Origin of the sequence: Streptomyces sp. TG1A-60 (assembly GCF_037201975.1) — a bacterium.
Classification (GTDB): domain Bacteria; phylum Actinomycetota; class Actinomycetes; order Streptomycetales; family Streptomycetaceae; genus Streptomyces.
Map to the genome: position 1 here is coordinate 5,928,559 of NZ_CP147520.1, position 19,618 is coordinate 5,948,176.

The following is a 19,618-nucleotide window of genomic DNA, read 5'->3' on the forward strand; positions in this document are numbered from 1 at the left end:
CAACGGCATCGTCAAGGTCCTCGCAGAAGGCCAGGGAGACACCTACCCCGACGTCCCCTGGGAGCCCAAGGCCGCGTGTGAACTCTTCGCTCTCCCAGACGGCCAACTGGCGGCGTCCTGGATGGATTCGGTTGCCGCCAGCTCACTACCGCGATGGCGATTGCATTCAGCCACCTTGCCGAGGTGAGCCGTTGTGCCCACAAGGCTCACGCGAGATCATGTTCGGTGATCGACAGGGTGTACGCGCGTCGCTGGGGCATCCACTGGCGGACGGCAGCGGAATCCACCCTTCATGCGCGACGAGCACTACGTACGGGGGTAAGGGGATCAGCGTGACGGGGTGGGACATAGACCCGGTCGGGGTGCGCGGTGTTCTGGAGACGTCGGGTACGCATGCGGAGAACCTGTCCAAAGCGGGTTTGGGGGCGCAGGGGAATCTGGAGGAGGCCGCTTCGGCGGCTGGGATGATCACCAGCCAGTACGGGCCCTACACCAGCACGATCGGAGTGGTCGGCGCCGCGCTGGGGGAGTTCCTGCAGCGGTGGAGCCATGACCTGCTCTATGTCGCCAAGCGCACGTCCAAGTCGCTGAGCGGGGCGGCGGAGGCCACCGGGCACTATGTCGAGGGCGACCTGGATCTGGCGGCCAACGCGCAGCGTGAGGCGGCGAAGGAGCCGAAGGTCGTTCTGCCCGGACAGGGTCAGTGATGTCGGACGAGGCGAATCTGATCGACCCGTCCGGGATACCGCAGTTCCTCGGGGATCTGTCCACGCTGGGCGTCGACGTGATGCTGCTGTACGCGAACGCGGGCCAGTTCCGGGCCTCGGGCGCTGATCTGCACACCGCCTTCCAGGGCTTGTCCGCCTTCTACCGTGCCCCGGAGGCCCATGACCTGTTCTCGTCGACGCAGCCGGTGAAGGCGAAGTCGGACGCGTTCGCGGACGATCTGGAGAAGGTCGCCGGGGCGCTGGACGAGTACGGCGTCGAAGTCAGGCCGCTGGTGGAGAAGCTGGCGACGCTCAAGGCGGACGCGCGGGCGTTCGTGGACTCGGTCGCGGGGGACGACGACTGGCGCAAGGACAAGGACAAGGTCGACACCAACAACGACCTGTGGCACGACGTCAACCACACGGTCGCCGCCTTCCAGGCCGCCGAACTCGCCTGCCACAACAAGATCACCGCTCTGGTCGGCGGCACCACGCTCACCGTCGACGACGGCTCGCACGGCGAGAACATGTACGGCTACCGCGCCGAGGACCTCGATCACGCCGGGGAGACCCCGTGGGGTTCGGCGGTTGAGCAGGAGTACGAGGGCTGGGACTGGTTCACGCACACGTCCGGGCAGGTCTGGGACGGCTTCTGGACCGACGGTGTGATGGGCACGGTCCACGGCGTGGGCACCCTGTTCGGCGCGGACGGTTCGGACGCGGCGGGCGAGGCGTGGAAGGGCCTGGCCAAGCTCGGCACCGCCTCGTTCCTGACCAGCGTCACCCTCGGCACGTGGTGGCTGGTCCCGGACGACAAACTCCCCTCGTGGCTGCGCGACTCCCGCACCACCTACAAGCAGACCGTTAAGGGCTTCGTCGTCTGGGACACCTGGGAGAGCAATCCGGCCCGCGCGGCCGGCACCGTCAGCTTCAACGTCCTGGGCCTGCTGGGCACCGAGGGGGCGGGCGCGGCGGCCACCGGTGCCGGCCGGACCGGTGCGGCGGCCCGCGCGGTGTCGGTCGTGGGCAAGGTCGGCCGGGCCGTCGACCCGTTCACGTATGTCGGCAAGGCGGGCAAGTTCGCCTACGTCAAGGTCGGCGACGCCTTCAGCGCGCTGAAGAACCTGGACACCGGGGCCCAGTTGGACTTGGCAGGCAGCGGCGGCAGGTACACGCTGCCCGACCAGCCGACCCCGTTCGCCGAACGCGCCGCCTCCGTCCCCGAGCATGCTGTCGAGTACGTCGACCAGGCGGGCAAGCGCGTCTACCTCGATACCAGGACCGGCGACGTCCTCAACGCCAACGGCACCGTCCGCCAGTATGCGGACGAGGCCACGCACGAACTCTCCGCGAACGACCATACGGAGCTGAACGCGCCCGCTCACGCGGATCGCCCGCGCGAGCCGGCCGGGGTCGGCGCCCGAGCGGAACACACCACTGATGCCGCGCGTGCCGGTGAACAGGCACCGGGGCGGACAGGCCGGACCGACGGCGGCCATGCAGCCGCACGCGACGGCGACTCCGGAAGACATTCAGGGGGAGGAGCCGCCGAACGCCCCGGAACCGGCGGCGGGACAGGAGGGCGCGGCGGCGCAGGAGCAGGGACAGGTCACGGCGACGGCACTCACGGTTCCGGGCATGATCACGGCTCGGCGGAGCGCGAGCCCGCGGATCCGCAGAAGCCGGACGACTCACCCGCCGAACCGGGTGAGGGACCAGATCAAGCGCGCCGGCCCGACACGCCTGACGGTGAACCCGACTTGACTCGTCCTGAGCTTCTGCCGGGCCGGGCGGAACGTACTCTGCGCGAAATGCAGCGTATGCGGCACAGCCGGGCGCGCTACAAGGGAGCGGAGGATTTCGTCCGTCAGATGGTGGGGGGCGCGGCCGAGCGGCACTATCGCGTGTCACCCAACGAGCATCCGTACCACCCTGTGCAGACGCCAGGGGGCCGCAATGTCGACGTTCCGGTGGACATGCCGGGCGGCCGTACGCTGGCCGTCGAGGTCAAGCACTACCTGGAGTGGCGCACGATCACTCTCAAGGACGGCAGTAAAAAGTCTGTGAGGGGCGAAGTCCCCCTGAGCAAGGGGATCATCGAGCAGATCAACAAGGATCTGGCGCTACGCCGCCAGGACCCGGGGTTCGATCCCCGCTGGGTCTTCACGCACGCGCCACCGTCACAGGCCCTGCGGAACTATCTGATCCAGGCGCGCATTATCTTCGTTGAGTACGGCCCGCCCCCCAAAAAGCTCTGAAGCCGCGAAAGGCGCACCAGATGGTGAACGTGAACGAACCGAATCTAGAGGAATGGGCGGAGGAGAGGCGTCAGAACGCCATCGATATCGCGGACATGCTCGGGGTCCCTGCCGAGATCTACTCGCGTGACCCGGTGAGCGTCATTCCGGCTTTGGACGACTACGTGTCCCGCGCTCCCCTGGACGAGTTCGAGGAGTCCGACTGGGTGACCCTGCATCTGGACCTGGTGTCCTTCGTCGCCGACTTCCTGATCCAGACGTACGGCGCGCGCTGGCTCCTCGTGGACGATCCCGCAAGCCCCACCGGGTACCGCTACGTCGTCGAGGCCACCGGGCGCGACGGACTCACCCGTCGGGTCGATCCGATCGATGTCGTGAGGACGGAGTTCGCCAACCGCCCGCTCGAGATCACCCGCCTGCTGGCGAGCGCGGAACTCACCCTGGGATTGGCATCAGAAATCGAGAACAACGGATGACGCTGTCCACCGTCCGCGAGTAGGAGCACCTGCGAGGAACCGCAAGTCGAAGTGGCACAGCTGAGAGACGACCCCGGTGGCACTCGGCCGACTGCCACTCCGCCCGCGCCCTCTGACAGACCGCGCCCGCTGAACGTTCCCGGAGCACCCCGCAGCCGTCGGAGACCCGCTCGTGACCAAAGACGTCATCGCCCTTACCCCGAAGATGCCGGACACCCGTTCCCTGCTCACCGGTCTCTTCGCCGGCGGCCCCGACCTGGGGCTGACCTCCACCGGTGACGGCGGCGTCCTCCAGCTGTGCACACGCGTCGGCCGTCCCTTGGTCTCCGTCGAGGCACCGCTCCTGATCCACATACCCGGCGAAGCCGAACGCCTCCTTGGCCCCGACGTGTCGGCACCGCCGCTGCCCTACTGGTGGACAGAGGCCCGCGCCTCGACCGCCGTACCCGAAGCGGAACCCCTCGCTGGCTCAGTGTGCGGACGCCTGACCACGCTGCTCGGCGGGACGGTGTGGCCGCGCGCCGCGGGTACGACCCGTGTGGTGGCCATCCCGCAGGAGCAGCCGCCCCACGAAGCACAGGACGTCGTCGCTCCGTCCGCTCCCACCGTGCCCTCGGTCGATGTCCTGACCGAGTCCACAGCGGTCGTCATCTCCGACCGTCCTGTCCTCGCCTTCACCACCTACCTCTCCGACGTCCTGCGCACCGCGAGCGCCACCAATCGCGCCCTGCATCTGATCACTCCACCCCACACCCGGCTCACTCTCCCTCTGCGCACAGCGCTCAGGGGCGCCCCCAACCGGTGGGTGATCCAGGACCAGGCCAGCGGCTACTACGACGGCCTGTCCGGGGTCCCCCTCGCGTGGCGGCAGGGCACGTTCACCCCGACCAGCACAACGGTCGTCGACGCGTTCACCCAGCAGACCGAGCCCATTCCGGAACGCCAGCTGACCCTCACGTTCCGCACGGTCCACGCCCCCACCGCCGACCTTCTCCTCGGCCGCGGTCTGGAGACCGCCTGGCGCCACCTGACGGGCTCGGCACCGGTGGGCTGGAGCACGGCGGAGCCGGTCAACCTCCCCTGGTCACCCCGCCAGTTGACGGATCTGGCCCGCGAACGGTCACCTGCTCCGACCCACCTGGTCGCGATCGGCGCAGCGGATCACCCATCCATGGCCACCCTCCGCACGGCGAGTACGAAGGCTGGCGTCGCCCAGGACATCACGCTCACCCTCGGATACACCTCCGCTGCGGACGTCCCTCTGGACGCCGTCGAATCCCTTGCCGCCGCGTTGGTCGACGAGCACGGCCTGGTGTCGATGCTGACCACGCTCCGGTCAGCTCGCGCGGACCTGACGCTGACCCCGCGTCTGGAGGCCCCGCCCATCCCGGTGTCCTTCACCCTCGGCGCCCGGGACGTCAACGCCATCGGCCTCACCCACGCCCGAAGACCACCCCTCGCCCCGCGCCCGCGACAACTCGGCACACACACGCACCCAGCCCTCTACTACCGCTTGGGCGACGGAACCGACGCCGACGCCTGGATTGTGCTCCAACATCTCACCACCCACCTCAAGGCCACTCCTGGAGCGGAGCGAATCGGCCTGATGTTGAAATGAGTGAGCGTGACCGAGCGTATGTAGGCAGTGACGGGACCGAAAAATCTACTTCGGACGGAATACCCCTGTTATTCCAGTGACGGTCGGGGAGAACTGAGTGGCCGTTGACACGAAGGGGTACGGTTCACTCGACGGACAGCACCTCGCCAGCCTCGGCTAGGCCGGACATGTATCACAACTCGCCGAAGCATCAAGGTGTCTTGCATTAGGAGCTATGGACAGACTGTCCTCACACAGCTCTTGCCGGGTGGAAGGCTTCTGCTTACTGAGGCCGCTACCAAGGTGAGGTTGTCGTCATGGCACGTCGCGATCCCGAACGTACGAAGTACGGATTCACGGTTGCGGCGGCTGTCGACGCTGTTCCGGCCGCGCGCCGCCAAGTCATCGCGCTCGCCCAGGACTTGGGCCTCCTCTTGTCGGATCAAACGCTGGAGAACGTCGAGCTGCTGGCGAGCGAGGTGATCGCCAACGCAGTCCTGCGGGAGTGTTCAATGATCGGCGGATCCGATGATCAAGGAGACGCCAGATGAGCGACACGGCCATCGAGCAGATACCGGGCGGCGAGCCCGCGGCGGTGAGTGACGAGCAGTTGGTTGCGATGCTCGTGGATCGGGCCCGGTCGGAGGGCCTGCAGCTGACGGGGGAGGGCGGGCTGCTCCAGCAGCTGACCAAGCGGGTGGTGGAGTCCGCCCTGGAGGGCGAGATCACCGATCACCTCGGATACGAGAAGCACGACGCCGAGGGCCGGGGCAGCGGCAACAGCCGCAACGGGACCCGGGCGAAGACGGTGCTGACCGATGTCGGCCCGGTCGAGGTCAAGGTCCCCCGGGACGTGGCCGGGACGTTCGAGCCGGCCATCGTCAAGAAGCGGCAGCGGCGCCTGTCCGGGGTGGACGAAATGGTGCTGTCGCTGTCCGCGAAGGGCCTGACGCACGGGGAAATCTCCGCACATCTGGCCGAGGTCTACGGCGCGAGCGTGTCCAAGGCGACCATCTCCACGATCACCGACAAGGTGATGGACGGGATGGCGGAATGGTCCAACCGCCCCCTGGACCGCGTCTATCCGGTGTTGTTCGTCGATGCGATCAACGTGAAGATCCGGGTTCTGTCGACGATCTTGTGATCCGGACGGTTGAACGGGTCGTGCCGACTGTTCGCGATCATGCATCGCGTGCTCTCGTGATGTGCTCTTGGAGCTGTTTCCGCACCTGTCCGCGCTGCTGATCGAGGAGGTCGAACGACGGCCGGAAAAGGTGGTGTTGAGGACGCGGGTGCGGGCCACGACTGGGGCCTGCCGGTGCGGCCAGAGGTCGTCTCGGGTGCACGGTCGGTACGTACGGAGGTTGCGCGATGTCGCCGTTGGCGGGCTCGGCGTGGTGATCGAGTTGTGCGTGCGCCGATTCCGCTGCGAGAACCCTGACTGCACAGCGGTGACGTTCGCCGAACAGATCGCGGGGCTGACCACCCCGCACAGTCGCTATGGCCCGCTGCTGCGTGGGGTGTTAACGCGGGTCGGGCTGGCGCTGGCCGGCAGGGCAGGAGTCCGACTCGCGGCCGCGGCCGGTATCACCGTGGGCAAGGACACGCTGCTGCGGCTGGTCAGAGCCCTGCCCGACCCGGAGATCGGCCAGGTGGAGGTACTCGGTGTCGACGACTTCGCCTTCCGTAAAGGCCGCCACTACGGCACTGTGCTCATCGACATGGCCACCCACCGTCCACTGCACCTCTACGACGGACGTGAGGGAGAGGACCTGGCTGCCTGGCTCCGCGGTCACCCTGAGGTGAAGGTCATCTGCCGTGACCGTTCCGGCGGATACGCGGAAGGTGCACGGGTCGGGGCACCGCAGGCCGAGCAGGTCGCTGATCGCTATCACCTGTGGGCCAACCTCGGACAGGCGGTCGAGAAGTCGGTGAACGCCCATCGTTCCCGCCTGACCGAACCAGTTCCCGCAACTGACGGTAACTCCGATGCCCTGGAGGCGGAGCCCGAGAAGGTCCAGCCATCGACGGAGCTGAAGATCGTGACTCGATTGCGTGAGCAGCATGCCGCCGCCCACGAACTGTGGGAGAAGGGCATGTCCAAGGCGGCGATCGGCCGGAAACTCGGGCTGCACCAAGCCACCGTCCGCAAGCTGGTCAACGCCCGCTCCGCGGACGAAGTCGTCGCCAAGAGCCTGCAACGGGCGCATATCGTCGATCCGTACGTCGGCCACCTGCACCGGCGCTGGAACGAAGGTGTCAGAAACGCCGCCCAGCTCTACCGCGAGATCCAACAACTGGGCTATCCAGGTGGCGAGTTGGCCGTCCAGCGTCATCTGCGGCGCTACCGAACCGGGCGCGGACATGCACCCGTCCCCGGCCCCAAGCCGCCATCGGTCCGCGAGGTCACCTCCTGGATCATGACCCACCCCGAGCACCTGCGGGACGAGGACGCCGACAAGCTCCACCGCCTACGCAAACGGGATCCCGAGCTCGACCGGCTCACCCTCCACGTCAGGAAGTTCGCCGCGATGATGACCGGACGCCACGGCGACCGCCTCGAAGACTGGATCACCAACGCTGAGCAAGACACGCTGACCCCGCTCGCGGGCTTCGCCCGCAACCTCCGCCGCGACTTCGACGCCGTCCGCAACGGACTGTCCCTGCCACACAGTTCCGGCACCGTCGAAGGCAACATCAACCGGCTGAAGATGCTGAAACGCCAGATGTTCGGCAGGGCCAGCCTCGATCTCCTACGCAAACGCGTCCTACTCGCACGGTGAGTCTGAACCGTCCGGATCACAAGATCGTCGACAGAACCCGGATCCGGGACGGGCAGGTGGCGAACCGTCCGATCTACGTCGTCATGGCCGTGACCGCCGAGGGCCACCGCGACATCCTGGGGATCTGGGCAGGCGACGGGGGCGAGGGCGCGAAGTACTGGCTGAGCGTGTTCACGGACCTGAAGAACAGGGGCGTCGACGATGTCCTGATGCTGGTCTGCGACGGACTGAAGGGCCTGCCCGAGGCGGTGGAGGCCGTCTGGCCTCGAACGATTGTGCAGACCTGCGTCGTTCACCTGCTGCGGAACTCCTTCCGGCACGCGGCCCGCCAGGACTGGGACAAGATCGCCAAGGCGTTGAAGCCCGTCTACACGGCACCGAACGAGAACGCCGCGACCGAGCGGTTCAGCGAGTTCCAGGAAGCCTGGGGCAAGAAGTACCCGGCGGTCATCCGGCTCTGGGAGAACGCCTGGGCCGAGTTCGTGCCCTTCCTCTCCTTCGACGTCGAGATCCGCAAGGTCATCTGCTCGACGAATGCGATCGAGTCCGTCAACGCCCGCATCCGCAAGGCCGTTCGCGCCCGCGGCCACTTTCCCAACGAGGCCGCGGCCATGAAGTGCGTCTACATGGCGCTGATGAGCCCGGACCCGACCGGCAAGGGCCGCAAGCGATGGACCATGCGCTGGAAGGCGCCCCTGAACGCCTTCCAGATCGCCTTCGAAGGCCGGCTCACCCCGGCCGCCAACTGACCCCTACAAAAACTGGATCAGCCGTCTACTGGACACACCCGGATCTCCTGCGCAACCGCGAGCGTCTGGCCGCGTTCACCGACGCCGACGACTGGGCCAGGGGCGAGGCGATGCCCTCAGCGACGAGATCAGCCGAGTGCGCGGCCTGGTCCAGCGCGTCCGCGCCGACCTCGACGACCTCACCGACGAGGACCGGGCCCAGATCCAGCAGGCCGTCACCACCGTCCGCGGAACGCGAGCGGGTGCCGTCTCCCTCGGCATGCCGAAGGTGCGGCAGCCCCTGCCCGACCGCCGCCCTGGGAGAAGTGCATGACCTCCGGCATGACCGAAGGCAAGCGAGCCGACTCAGCCCGGCGCCGCGATCGCGTGCTCAAGGCCCTGGACGCGGCCCTGCGCACCGGAGGCGACATCACCGTCTCCGGCCTCGCCCGGACCGCCCGAGTCGACCGCAGTTTCCTCTACCGCCACCGCGACCTCCTCGCACGCGTTCACGCCGCTGCCGGCACGCCTGTCGAGGATGGGCGACTGGCTGCTGTCAGCCGAGTCTCCCTGCAGACCGACCTGGCCAACGCCCTGGAGCGCAACGCCCGTCTCGCGGCGCGGGTGCGCCAGTTGGACAAGCGGCTTTCCGAGCAGCTCGGTGAGCAGGTATGGAGCGAGTCCGGGCTCGGGGCCCCGCTGAACGTCGATCAACTCCAGCGGCGCATGGTCATGTTGGAACAGGAACTCGCCGAGAAGAACGGAGAGCTTGAGGAAAAGGAGGAGGAACTCAAAGCAGCGAGGGCTGCCAACAGGGAGCTGACCCGAGCACTGAACGAGCCTCACTGAGCTGCACTGCCAGGAATCTTGAGGTGCCGCCGGTCACGGCCCTTGCCCCCGTGCTGAGGGCCTTCTTCTGTCTCGGGACACGGTGTGGCGCCGGCAGTACCCCGATCTCCGATGCGGGTGTGGCCGCGGCGGCGATCAGCAGGTCCGGTACCGGCTCGGTGGGCACCTCGTCGACGCACTCGCGGGTGTTCCCGTCCCGGGGCCGACTGACGGCGGCGGGGCGGCGCCCGTATCCTGGCACCGCCTGTCCACCTCCCGCAGTCCGCTTGCCCACCATCCGCGCGTGCGCCGGGCCGACCGCGCGCCGGTCTCGGACGACGCCGGGTGACCACCGACGGGACACCGCGTGACCACCGACCAGCCGGCAACTTCTCTGACTCCCCATCCGGCCCGCGTCGCGGTGCCGGGCCGGCGCGACTGGTGGCCGGCCCTGCGCAGGACACCGGCAGCCCTGTGGAGGGAGGACGCGACGGACTGGGCTGCCGCGCTGACTTATTACGCGGTGCTCACCATCTTCCCCACCCTGCTGGTGGCGCTCTCGCTGCTCGGGATCGCCGGCGGCCCGGGAGCCGGGCACCTCGTCGACCAGGTGGCCGCCGTCGTCCCGGCGCGGGCGCGCCCCGCTGTCCTGGGCGCGCTGGAGAGCATGGCCGACCAGCAGACCTCCGCACGGCTGCTGGCCGCCTTCGGCACCGTCGGTGCCCTGTGGTCGGCCTCCAGCTATCTGAGCGTCTTCCGTCGCGCGGTGCACGCCATGAACGGTGTCCAGGACCGCCGCCCGCTCTGGAAGAAGGCCCCGCTCACCGTGATCACCGCGCTCGCGCTGCTGACGCTGCTCGTCTCCAGCGTGCTGGCCCTGGTCCTCACGGGCGACGCGGCCCGCGCGGCGGGCCGGATCATGGGGGTGGACGGCGCCGCCGTCGCGGCGTGGAACATCCTGAAGTGGCCGCTGCTGGCGTGCCTGGTCACCGTCCTGGTCCTGGTGCTGTTCCGCTCCGGCCAGGCCACTGCCTACGGCCTGCGGCACCGGGCCGTCGGCGGCATGCTCGCCGTCGTCCTGTGGCTCCTGGCGTCCGCGGGCTTCACCCTGTACACGACCAACTACGCGGGTACCTACGACCGTCTGTACGGGTCGCTCGCGGGCATCGTCGTCTTCCTCGTCTGGCTGTGGATATCCAACCTCGCCCTCCTTGCCGGAGCCCAGTTCAACGCCGAACTCGCCACGCTCCGCCACACCCGGCCGGCCCCTTCCGACCGAGCCTGACGCCCCGGCACGGGCGCCTTCCGGCCCGCGGTACCCGCACCGGGCCGCACACCGCCCGACCGGCCGGGCAGAGACCGGAGGCCACCGAACCCCCTGCGGTGCGGTGTCGCACCAACGGCGCCGTGGACCCGGTACTGTCGCACTGCCCTGATGCCCGTGCGCGGCGGACTGTACAGAGCCCTCGACGGGACAGGCTGAGCCGTCGGCGCCCGTCCGCACGCCGGCCGACCAAAGGACCCGTATGCGCCCGTGGTTTCGCCGAATACCGACCGTCCTCGGGTACGCTGCCGCCGTCCTGGCCGTCGCAGCCCTGTCCGTGTGGCTGTCGGTGCGCGTCACCCCCATGCAGACGGTCACCCCGGCCGGCCAGACCGTGCAGGTGGGCGCGGTCTCACCGGACCTGAGCCTGTCCGGGCCGGGGGAACTGGACCTCTTCGGCCAGGTGATCCCCACCCGGCCCCGCTTCGAAGGCCCCATCCGCCCACGGCTGAAACTGACCAGCATCGCCCTGAACGCCCAGGCAAGGGCTCTCACCCAACCGGGAGGCGCCCAAGCCGCCGGGACGGACCTGAGCCGACAGCTCACCTCCGCCTGGACGCGCTACCTGCTGTGGGAAACACTGATCGCCGCGGGATTCGCGGCGATGATCGCCGTCACGGTGGCGAGCATCCGCCGCTCCAGCCGCACGACGACGCTGCGGATGCTCGCCATCGCCGTCACGGGCGTGTGCGCCATCAACGCCCTCGGCGTCTACCTCCTGGCCTCCGCCACCCCCGAGGCACTGCGGCAGGTCCGCGGCATCGAAGACCTGGTGGGACCGAGCACACCCACCCCCGTGACAGCTGTCGGCGCGCCAGCCCGGCCGGGAGTGCAGGCCGTGGTCATCGGAGACTCCACCGCCGCCGCGATCGGCAACGCGCCCCTGGACGACCCCACCGCTGCCGACAAGGCATGCGGACGCAGCAAGGACGCCTACGCGGTGTATCTCGCCGCAGCCAACAACTGGAATACCCTCAATCTGGCCTGCAGCGGCGCCACCATCCGCGACGGCCTGCTCGGCTCGCAGCAACGCGGCACCACCCGGGTGCCGCCCCAGCTCTCGGCCGCGATGGGGGCCACCAAAGCCTCGGTGATCATCGTCAGTATCGGCGCGAACGACATCCGCTGGTCCACCCTGACCGCGCTCTGCGCCGCCGCCAACGCCTGTGACGACCGGGCCTCCACCGCCTATTTCCAGCAGCAGATCGCCGGATTCACCACCGCGTACTACGACCTGCTCGACAATCTCGCCGCACTGCCCCAGAACCCCCGGGTGCTGATCAACGAGTACTACAACCCCTTCGGCGAGAACGTCGACTGCCTCATGGACCAGAACATCACCGCCGCCAAGGCCAAGATCCTCAAATCCCGCCTGGACGAACTCAACTCCGTACTGCGCCAGGGCGCACAGACCTTCAACTTCACCGCCGTCCCCCAGCACTTCGACGGCCACCGCCTCTGCAGCGACCAGCCCTTCGTCCAGGGACCCGACGCGAACGCACCACTGCACCCCAACGCCGCAGGCGAACTCGCCATCGCCCTCGCCGACCAGCAGGCGCTCTCACGCACCGGCACACCCGCACCCACCCCCACGGCGCAGAAGACACCGTAGCCACCGCTGCGCGCATCAGTACCACCGCTGTCTGCCAAGCCCCCGGTGCCGGATGTCGGCGGTACAACCCGAGACGGAGAGGAAATAGCCTGCCGGTCTCCCGCCGGGACGTGAGTAAGGTGCCTGCGAGAGCGTCGTCGGACCGCTGCGCGCGCAGGATGTGGCAGCGGCGGGAACGGGCACGTTCACCGGGCAGGCCAACGCCATGCGCTCGCAGACCGGTTGTCCGCCCCGCGGCCGGATCTTCAAGACCGGCGACGGCTGCTTCACTCCCGAGTCGTGCCACCAGCTCCGGCTGCTGCCGCGTTTCAGGACGGGCGGGGCCCGACCGCACCATGGGCAGGGCTCCTTCCTCCGACGGGAGGCCGCGGTGAACCCGGCGCAACTGGGACGAAAGAGCCCCTGCGACCTGGATACCCACGGTCGTTCGGCAGGCGAGTCAGCCCTCGCCTCCCTTGCCGGCAGGCGGGCCGCCTCGACCGCTCGGCCTGCGGCTGTCCGTCCTGGCCGTTCGGTGCGGAAGGTGACCCGACCACCGAACGCCGCCCCGGCCAACTGACCCGTGCCACCTCGCTGAAGGCGGCACGGGACGCGCCGAGGCACGCTCGCAGCGTGAAGGAGACGCCCGATGCCAGGAGTCGACGGGCCGGTCCCTATTCTGGTCGCCCTCGGGAGGACCCGAGCGACTCATGGGGATGCCGCGCGGCCCACCCGGACCCGCGGTCCGGGGGCGGCGCAGGCCGCAGACATGCCACGCCCCCCGGGGCTCGGCCGGCGAACGGCACCCAAGGGGGAACGGGCGAGATCGGTGAAAGCAGGGTGCCGGGCTCTCTGGACAGACGTCTGTCCCGGAGAGACCCTGTTCAGGGAACGTGGCGGCACGTCCCCCACCCCGAGGCGGAGGTGCCTGCAGTGGCCTGGTGGGTCTGGCTCATTGTCGTCGTGGTCCTGCTCGCGGCCGGGGCCGGGATCCTCGCGGGCGTCCAGAGCAAACGACGCCACGGTGGTGTGATCGTCGTGCGGCGCACCCGCCCGAAAGGGAAGGGAAAGGCCGCATGAACGCGCTGATGCTGGCCTCGGACATCACCAAGCGTCCTGTGGTGACGCTCGGCGGTGAAGCCGTGGCCCAGGTAAGAGACGTCGTCTTCGACGGGCACGCGGGCCGGGTCTCGGGATTCACACTCAGCGGCCGTGGCCTGTTCTCCGGCCCCCTACGCCAGGCACTGCCCTGGGAGGCCGTGTCGAGCCTCGGACCTCATGCCGTGATGATCCACGACGAGACGGCGTTCGAGTCCCGCGACGAGGTGGCCGACTCCGCCGAGGTTGCGAACGGCCACGTCCTGGGGGCACGGGTCCTGACGGACACCGGCACTGACCTCGGACACGTCACCGATGTGGTGATCGAGGTGACGGCGTCCCAGGCACTGGTCGCGGGCTACGAGATCACCCCTGCCAAGACCCTCGGCCACCACGGTCGGACGGTGTTCATCCCTCTGGCCAGGACCATCGCCGTATCCGGCGAGGCACTGGTCGTCCCCGCCGCCGTGGCCGACTACGTGACCGACGACCTGTCCGCCCTCGAAAAGGCCATCCCTGAGTTCCGCAGCCGCATGAGCGGGAAAGAGGCGTGATGCTGCTCTCCGAGATCACGGACCGTCCGGTGATGGACACAGAGGTGGCCCAGAGCATCGGTCAGGTCGACAGCCTGGTCATCACGTCCCGCCCGGCCCACATCGCCGCGCTGCGCCTGAAGAAGACCAACGGCGGCGGCACCCTGCTGACCTGGCAGAAAGTGCACGCCATCGGCCCCGACGCGATCATGGCCCGTGCCCACGCCCAGGAAGGCGCCGACGAGGACATCACCGAGCAAGCCGCCGCGTGCCGCAACCTCCTGGGCCGACGCATTCTGTCGGAGCGCGGTATCGAGATCGGCCTCCTCCAGGACATCGACTTCGACCCCGAATCCGGCCAGGTCCAGGGCCTGCTCACCTCGTCCGGCACTCTTCCGGGACAGAGACTGATCGGCATCGGCTCCTATGCCGTGGTCGTCCAAGAGTCGTGACGCACATCTTGCCGACACTCCGTCAAATTGGATGCACTCCGTGCCACGGGTGCGTTTTGGCCCTCACCCCAACGCGCATCAAGGCCGTGCAGCCCGGAAGCTGAGCTGGTTCGTCGTTACGCGCGGGCTGCCTGCTCCGTCTCGCCACCGGCGGGGGCATCGGCCTCGGGGGCCTGCTCGAAGAACTTCATGGCCATGAAGCCGTGCGCATAGCTGCCGCCCGCCCGGAGCGCCGCAGCGATCATGACCGTCTCGGCCAGCTCCGCTTCGCTCGCCCCGGCCGCCTTGGCCGACGGGACGTGGGCCCCGATGCAGTAGGCGCACTGCGTGGTCAGCGCCACCGCGACGGCCATCAGCTCGGTGTACTTGCGCGGGATGACCTTCCCCGCCCCGGCGAGGGCTTCCTGATCGAAGGCCATGAAAGCCTTGACGGCCTCAGGAGCCCCCTTGCGGAGGTTGCGCAGGTAACGGTGGTCCGTGTGCTCGTGGTAGCCCATGTCGGGGTGGTGTCCGGAACCGACCTCCAATCGGTGCCAGGCGAAGCCTCCAGGATGGCCGTCCTGGAGGACTTCGTATGCCTGGCTCCTCAGCGGAGGCAGGCGTCCCCATCGCGGCTCGACCGAGATCGACTCGGAGTGCCGCCAGAGGAGTCCTGACCCGTTCGACACCGCTCCGACCTCGGCCGATTCGGGGCCAAACAGAGGGCGATTGCCTCTGACTGGCTCCGAGCAGCTCGGGTCGAACCCGGGCCTCCGATCGCCTCTGCAACCCGACCTAGCAGGTCACAGCCGATCCGGCCCGCAAAGGCGCAGGTCAGAAAGGTGCGTCAGGAAAACCCGGCGTACAGCCCGACTCGTCTGCCGCTACCTGCGGCTTTGCCGGGAAAGGGCCTCTGATCTGCGTCGGAGGCCCTTTCCGATCTTTCAGGGGCTTGCCGCGTCAGGCGGCGAAAAGTCCCTCGGAATTCCCCCGGACAGAGCTGAAAGTCCCTGAAAAGTCCCTGGAGCGGAGGGGCACACAAGGCCTCTGGGCTGGGCCTTTGTGAGGGCCCTCGATGGTGCGCAGGCGTTGGTAGACGGTTTCCCGGGACAGGCCGCCGTGGCGGGCGGCCACCGTCTTGTTGGCAGCCGCGTCCAGATGGTGGCGCAGGGTGGTCAGCAAGTCGGTGTCGTGGCCGGGGGCGTGGTCGTGGTCGACGATTCGGCCGAGGTGCCGTTCATCGTAGTCCTGGATCCGGGTGTCTTCGCGGAGTGCGAAGAGGAGACGGCGCAGGCCGATGTCGGACCGCTCGTGGTAGGAGCGTCCCGCAGGGAGCGGCCGGCCGGGTTCGGTTGCCTCGGCGACTCGGATCGCCTCGCCGAAGGAGCGGGCGGCCCCTGGGAGATCCGTGGCCTCGCTGCCGACGCTCACTGTTCAGGAGGATGTCGAGGCGGGTTAGGTCGAGGAGGCCGATGAGGGCCTGTGTTCCCTTGAGCTCCTCGGAGAGGAGGGCTTCGGCCTTCGTCGTCTCGTCCTCGTGAGGTACGTCCGTCAGCACGGCGATGAAGCGGGAGTCTCGTGGGCAGGCCCAGTGCGGCCACCGTGACAGAACACCTGGCCGCCCGGGGGGAACCGTCCTGCGGCAAGGGGGGAAACGAAGGGGAAGTCAGCCGGGGCCCACACCGTCGGCCGGCACGGCTGTCTCCGCCGCCGAGCGCAGCGCCTCCAGTACCGGCCGGATCAGGGGGTGTTCCTCTGCGCCGCGCCGCACGGTCGCGAAGACCCGGCGGGTCACCGTCACGTCGTCGACAGGGCGGACCACCACGCCAGTGAGCTCCGTGGCCCGCAGGGCGGAGCGCGGAACCAGGGCGACGCCGGCCCCTGCGCCGGCGAGGGCGACGACGGCCCGGAAGTCGTCGGACGAGTGCTGCAGTCGGGGCTGAAATCCGGCGTACTCGCAGGCCAGCACCACCACGTCGTGGCACGGGTTGCCGGGGTACGGGCCGATCCACGGCTCGTCCGCCAGGTCGGCCACCCGCACCTTGCCCGCCCCCGCGAGCCGGTGGCCGACCGGCAGGACGGCGTCGAACGCCTCGGAGTACAGCGGCACCCGTACGAGACGCTCGTCGTCCTCCCGCGGTGCGCCGCGGTACTCCACGGCCACCGCCACGTCCGCCTCCCCGTCCAGCACCATGGGCAGGCTCTCGTCGCCCTCCGCGTCGCGCACCCGGATCCGGATGCCGGGTGCGCTGATCGCGAGTTCCGTGATGGCCGGTGCGAGGACGAGTGCTATCCCCGTAGCGAAGGAGGCGATGGTCACTTCGCCGGCGGCACCCGAGGTGTACGCGGCGAGTTCGGCCTCGGCCCGTTCCAGCTGGGCGAGGATCGCGTTCGCGTGGACGAGCAGGATCTCCCCGGTGGCCGTGATGCGGATGCCGCGGCCGTTGCGCTCCAGCAGCCGCTGGCCGGTCTCGCTCTCCAGTGCCGCGAGCTGCTGGGAGACCGCGGACGGGGTGAGGTACAGCGCGGCGGCAGCGGCGGTCACGGTCCCGTGGTCCGCCACGGCGCGCAGGATCCGCAGCCGCCGCACGTCGATCATGTCGCTCAGTCTCCCAGGGTCTCGCGGGCCGCGACGAATGCTGCCACGGCCCGCTCCACGTCACCAGGGGAGTGGGCGGCCGAAAGCTGCACCCGGATGCGCGCCTGCCCGAGGGGGACCACCGGGTAGGAGAAGCCGATGACGTACACGCCCTGCTCCAGCAGCAGCCCGGCCATGCGCCCGGCGCGGGCCGCATCACCGATCATGACGGGCACGATCGGGTGGTCGCCGGGCAGGATGGCGAACCCGGCCTCCGCCATCCGCGACCGGAACAGCGCGGTGTTCGCGTCCAGCCGCTGCCGCAGGTCGGCCCCGAGGTCCTTGTCGGAATCCTCCAGGAGGTCCAGGACCTTCAGGGAGGCGGCGGCGATGACCGGCGCGAGCGAGTTGGAGAACAGGTACGGCCGGGAACGCTGGCGCAGCAGCGCGACGATCTCGGCACGGGCGGCGACATACCCGCCGGAGGCACCGCCGAGGGCCTTGCCGAGCGTGCCGGTGACGATGTCGACCCGGTCCATGACACCGTGCAGCTCGTGCGTGCCGCGTCCGCCGGGGCCGACGAAGCCGACGGCGTGCGAGTCGTCGACCATGACCATCGCGTCGTAGGCCTCGGCGAGGTCGCAGATCTCCCGCAGGGGCGCCACGTAGCCGTCCATGGAGAAGACGCCGTCGGTGACGATCAGGCGGCGCCGCGCGTCGGAGGCGTCCTTCAGCTGCCGCTCCAGGTCGGCCAGGTCGCGGTTGGCGTAGCGGTGGCGGCGGGCTTTGGACAGGCGGATGCCGTCGATGATGCTGGCGTGGTTGAGGGCGTCGGAGATCACCGCGTCCCGTTCGTCGAGGAGGGTCTCGAATACGCCTCCGTTCGCGTCGAAGCAGGAGGAGTACAGGATGGTGTCCTCGGCACCGAGGAAGCCGGAGAGCCGGTCCTCCAGCTGCTTGTGGACCTCCTGGGTCCCGCAGATGAACCGTACGGAGGCCATGCCGTAGCCCCAGCGGTCCAGTGCCTCCTTGGCCGCGGCGACCACTTCCGGGTGGTCGGCGAGGCCGAGGTAGTTGTTGGCGCAGAAGTTCAGCACCTCCCCGTGACGGCCGCCGGAGGTGACGGTGACGGCCGCGCTCTGCGGGGTGCCGATGACGCGCTCGGGTTTGTGCAGCCCGGTGGCGGTGATCTCGTCAAGGGTGGCGCGCAGGTCATCGCGCACGGAGTCGAGCATGGCGGTGGCTCCTGGTCTGGGGCAGCGGGCGTACGGGCGGAGTGGCGGGAGGGAAAGCGGGGGCGGGCGCAGGGCGGGGGTCAGGCGGTCCAGTCGAGGACGACCTTGCCGCACCGACCGCTCGCGGCGTCCTCGAAGGCCGCTTTGAAGTCCTGGTAGGGATAGCGGCCGGTGATCACGGGGCTGAGGTCGAGGCCGCGTTCCAGCAGCACCGACATGGCGTACCAGGTCTCGAACATCTCGCGGCCGTAGATGCCCTTGATCGTGATCATGGAGGTGACGATCCTGGCGAAGTCGACCGCGAACTCCTCGGCGGGCAGTCCCAGGACGGCGATGCGCCCGCCGTGTGTCATGTTGGCGATCATGTCGCGCAGTGCTTCGGGGCGGCCCGACATCTCCAGGCCGATGTCGAAGCCCTCCCGCAGTTCCAGCCGCCGCTGGGCCTCCTCGATCGTCGTCTCGGCGACGTTGACCGCCAGCTCGACGCCGACCTTGCGGGCGAGCTCCAGGCGGTACTCGCTGACGTCCGTGATGACGACGTTTCGGGCTCCGGCGTGTGCGGCGACCGCGGCGGCCATGATGCCGATGGGCCCCGCTCCCGTGATGAGCACGTCCTCGCCCACCAGAGGGAAGGACAGCGCGGTGTGGACGGCGTTCCCGAAGGGGTCGAAGATGGCCGCGGTGTCGAGGTCGACGGGCACCCGGTGCACCCACACGTTCCCGGCCGGCAGGGCCACGTACTCGGCGAACGCGCCGTCGCGGCCCACGCCGAGCCCCACCGTGCTCCGGCACAGGTGCCGCCGGCCGGCCAGGCAGTTGCGGCACCTGCCGCAGACCAGATGGCCCTCGCCGCTGACCAGGTCGCCGACCTTGGTGTCGGTGACGTCCCTGCCGACCTCGGCGACCTCCCCGACGAACTCGTGGCCCAGCACCAGCGGGGTGCGCACGGCCTGCCGCGCCCACCCGTCGTAGGCGCGGATGTGCAGGTCCGTTCCGCAGATGCCGGTACGCAGAACTCTGATCAGGACGTCACCGGGTCCGATGGACGGCTCCGGCACGTCCCTCAGCCACAGACCGGGCTCCGCTTTGTCCTTCACCAGTGCTTTCATGGTGCGGCTCCTGTGCGTGAGGGATGGAAGACGCCGGTGTGCGGGGTGGCGCGGTGGGCGCCGACGTCCGAACCCTCACCGGGCAACAGCAATCTGCCTGCTGCCGGCCGTCCGGTCCATCGAGGATTTCTTAACCGGGCCGACAGCACGTCTTCACGATCGACCGCGAACGTTTCCTCGCACTCATGGGTGCCTCCCGGGTGGGGCGGCGGACCGATCCCGGTGTCTCCCGGCTCCCGGGACCGGAGGGAGCTTCCGGGCGAGTGGCGACACATCGCCGCCGCACACCCCGCCACCGGACGCGCCGCGCGCTGGGCCGCCCTGTGCCCGGCACTCTCCCCC

Annotated in this window: 17 protein-coding genes and 3 pseudogenes; 15 read left to right on the forward strand and 5 right to left on the reverse strand. The window is 69.1% G+C overall.

Features of this window, described 5'->3' with window-relative positions; translation table 11 throughout:
• Positions 1–332: 332 nt before the first annotated feature.
• The 15 genes and pseudogenes from WBG99_RS25710 to WBG99_RS25780 all read left to right on the forward strand — a co-directional run bounded on the left by WBG99_RS25710 (position 333) and on the right by WBG99_RS25780 (position 14,375).
• The gene (locus tag WBG99_RS25710) at positions 333–707 is read left to right on the forward strand and encodes a DUF6507 family protein (RefSeq protein ID WP_338898566.1); all 375 of its coding nucleotides are present in this window, start codon (positions 333–335) and stop codon (positions 705–707) included.
• Positions 707–2,965, forward strand: a complete 2,259-nt coding sequence (locus WBG99_RS25715; RefSeq protein WP_338898567.1) for a hypothetical protein — start codon at positions 707–709, stop codon at positions 2,963–2,965. The genes WBG99_RS25710 and WBG99_RS25715 overlap by 1 nt, the downstream gene beginning before the upstream one ends.
• Positions 2,966–2,985: 20 nt before the next feature.
• The gene (locus WBG99_RS25720; protein ID WP_338898568.1) at positions 2,986–3,441 is read left to right on the forward strand and encodes a hypothetical protein; all 456 of its coding nucleotides are present in this window, start codon (positions 2,986–2,988) and stop codon (positions 3,439–3,441) included.
• Between the two features lie 172 nt (positions 3,442–3,613).
• Positions 3,614–5,059 (forward strand): DUF6177 family protein, encoded by a 1,446-nt coding sequence (locus WBG99_RS25725; RefSeq protein ID WP_338898569.1) that lies wholly within the window; start codon positions 3,614–3,616, stop codon positions 5,057–5,059.
• A 296-nt stretch (positions 5,060–5,355) separates the two neighbouring features.
• The gene (locus WBG99_RS25730) at positions 5,356–5,589 is read left to right on the forward strand and encodes a hypothetical protein (RefSeq protein WP_338898570.1); all 234 of its coding nucleotides are present in this window, start codon (positions 5,356–5,358) and stop codon (positions 5,587–5,589) included.
• Between the two features lie 68 nt (positions 5,590–5,657).
• Positions 5,658–6,161 (forward strand): annotated as a pseudogene (locus WBG99_RS25735) (transposase); the annotation flags it as partial.
• A gap of 169 nt (positions 6,162–6,330) precedes the next feature.
• On the forward strand, positions 6,331–7,821 hold the full coding sequence (locus tag WBG99_RS25740) for an ISL3 family transposase (protein ID WP_338900158.1): 1,491 nt from the start codon (positions 6,331–6,333) through the stop codon (positions 7,819–7,821).
• Positions 7,822–7,859: 38 nt separating this feature from the next.
• Positions 7,860–8,570 (forward strand): annotated as a pseudogene (locus tag WBG99_RS25745) (IS256 family transposase); the annotation flags it as partial.
• Between the two features lie 136 nt (positions 8,571–8,706).
• Complete coding sequence (locus WBG99_RS25750) at positions 8,707–8,883, forward strand: hypothetical protein (protein ID WP_338898571.1); 177 nt, start codon at positions 8,707–8,709, stop codon at positions 8,881–8,883.
• Positions 8,880–9,398 (forward strand): DUF6262 family protein, encoded by a 519-nt coding sequence (locus tag WBG99_RS25755; RefSeq protein ID WP_338898572.1) that lies wholly within the window; start codon positions 8,880–8,882, stop codon positions 9,396–9,398. Before WBG99_RS25750 ends, WBG99_RS25755 begins: the two co-directional genes overlap by 4 nt.
• 346 nt (positions 9,399–9,744) lie before the next feature.
• Positions 9,745–10,662 (forward strand): YihY/virulence factor BrkB family protein, encoded by a 918-nt coding sequence (locus WBG99_RS25760; RefSeq protein ID WP_338898573.1) that lies wholly within the window; start codon positions 9,745–9,747, stop codon positions 10,660–10,662.
• A gap of 241 nt (positions 10,663–10,903) precedes the next feature.
• Positions 10,904–12,313, forward strand: a complete 1,410-nt coding sequence (locus WBG99_RS25765; RefSeq protein WP_338898574.1) for an SGNH/GDSL hydrolase family protein — start codon at positions 10,904–10,906, stop codon at positions 12,311–12,313.
• 912 nt (positions 12,314–13,225) lie between these two features.
• Positions 13,226–13,372: a hypothetical protein gene (locus WBG99_RS25770; RefSeq protein WP_338898575.1), complete on the forward strand. Its 147-nt coding sequence runs from the start codon at positions 13,226–13,228 to the stop codon at positions 13,370–13,372.
• Positions 13,369–13,944 (forward strand): PRC-barrel domain-containing protein, encoded by a 576-nt coding sequence (locus WBG99_RS25775; RefSeq protein WP_338898576.1) that lies wholly within the window; start codon positions 13,369–13,371, stop codon positions 13,942–13,944. Before WBG99_RS25770 ends, WBG99_RS25775 begins: the two co-directional genes overlap by 4 nt.
• Positions 13,944–14,375 (forward strand): PRC-barrel domain-containing protein, encoded by a 432-nt coding sequence (locus WBG99_RS25780; protein WP_338898577.1) that lies wholly within the window; start codon positions 13,944–13,946, stop codon positions 14,373–14,375. Before WBG99_RS25775 ends, WBG99_RS25780 begins: the two co-directional genes overlap by 1 nt.
• Positions 14,376–14,491: 116 nt before the next feature.
• Here the strand turns inward: WBG99_RS25780 and WBG99_RS25785 are convergent, their stop codons facing one another.
• The 5 genes and pseudogenes from WBG99_RS25785 to tdh all read right to left on the reverse strand — a co-directional run bounded on the left by WBG99_RS25785 (position 14,492) and on the right by tdh (position 19,276).
• Positions 14,492–14,872, reverse strand: a complete 381-nt coding sequence (locus WBG99_RS25785; RefSeq protein WP_338898578.1) for a carboxymuconolactone decarboxylase family protein — start codon at positions 14,870–14,872, stop codon at positions 14,492–14,494.
• 553 nt (positions 14,873–15,425) lie between these two features.
• A pseudogene (locus WBG99_RS25790) lies at positions 15,426–15,955 on the reverse strand (PucR family transcriptional regulator); the annotation flags it as partial.
• 65 nt (positions 15,956–16,020) lie between these two features.
• The gene (locus WBG99_RS25795; protein ID WP_338898579.1) at positions 16,021–16,953 is read right to left on the reverse strand and encodes a LysR family transcriptional regulator; all 933 of its coding nucleotides are present in this window, start codon (positions 16,951–16,953) and stop codon (positions 16,021–16,023) included.
• A 5-nt stretch (positions 16,954–16,958) separates the two neighbouring features.
• The gene (locus WBG99_RS25800) at positions 16,959–18,167 is read right to left on the reverse strand and encodes a glycine C-acetyltransferase (RefSeq protein WP_338898580.1); all 1,209 of its coding nucleotides are present in this window, start codon (positions 18,165–18,167) and stop codon (positions 16,959–16,961) included.
• A gap of 80 nt (positions 18,168–18,247) precedes the next feature.
• A complete protein-coding gene (gene tdh / locus WBG99_RS25805; protein ID WP_338898581.1) occupies positions 18,248–19,276 on the reverse strand; it encodes an L-threonine 3-dehydrogenase in 1,029 nt (342 codons plus the stop codon).
• Positions 19,277–19,618: the final 342 nt, after the last annotated feature.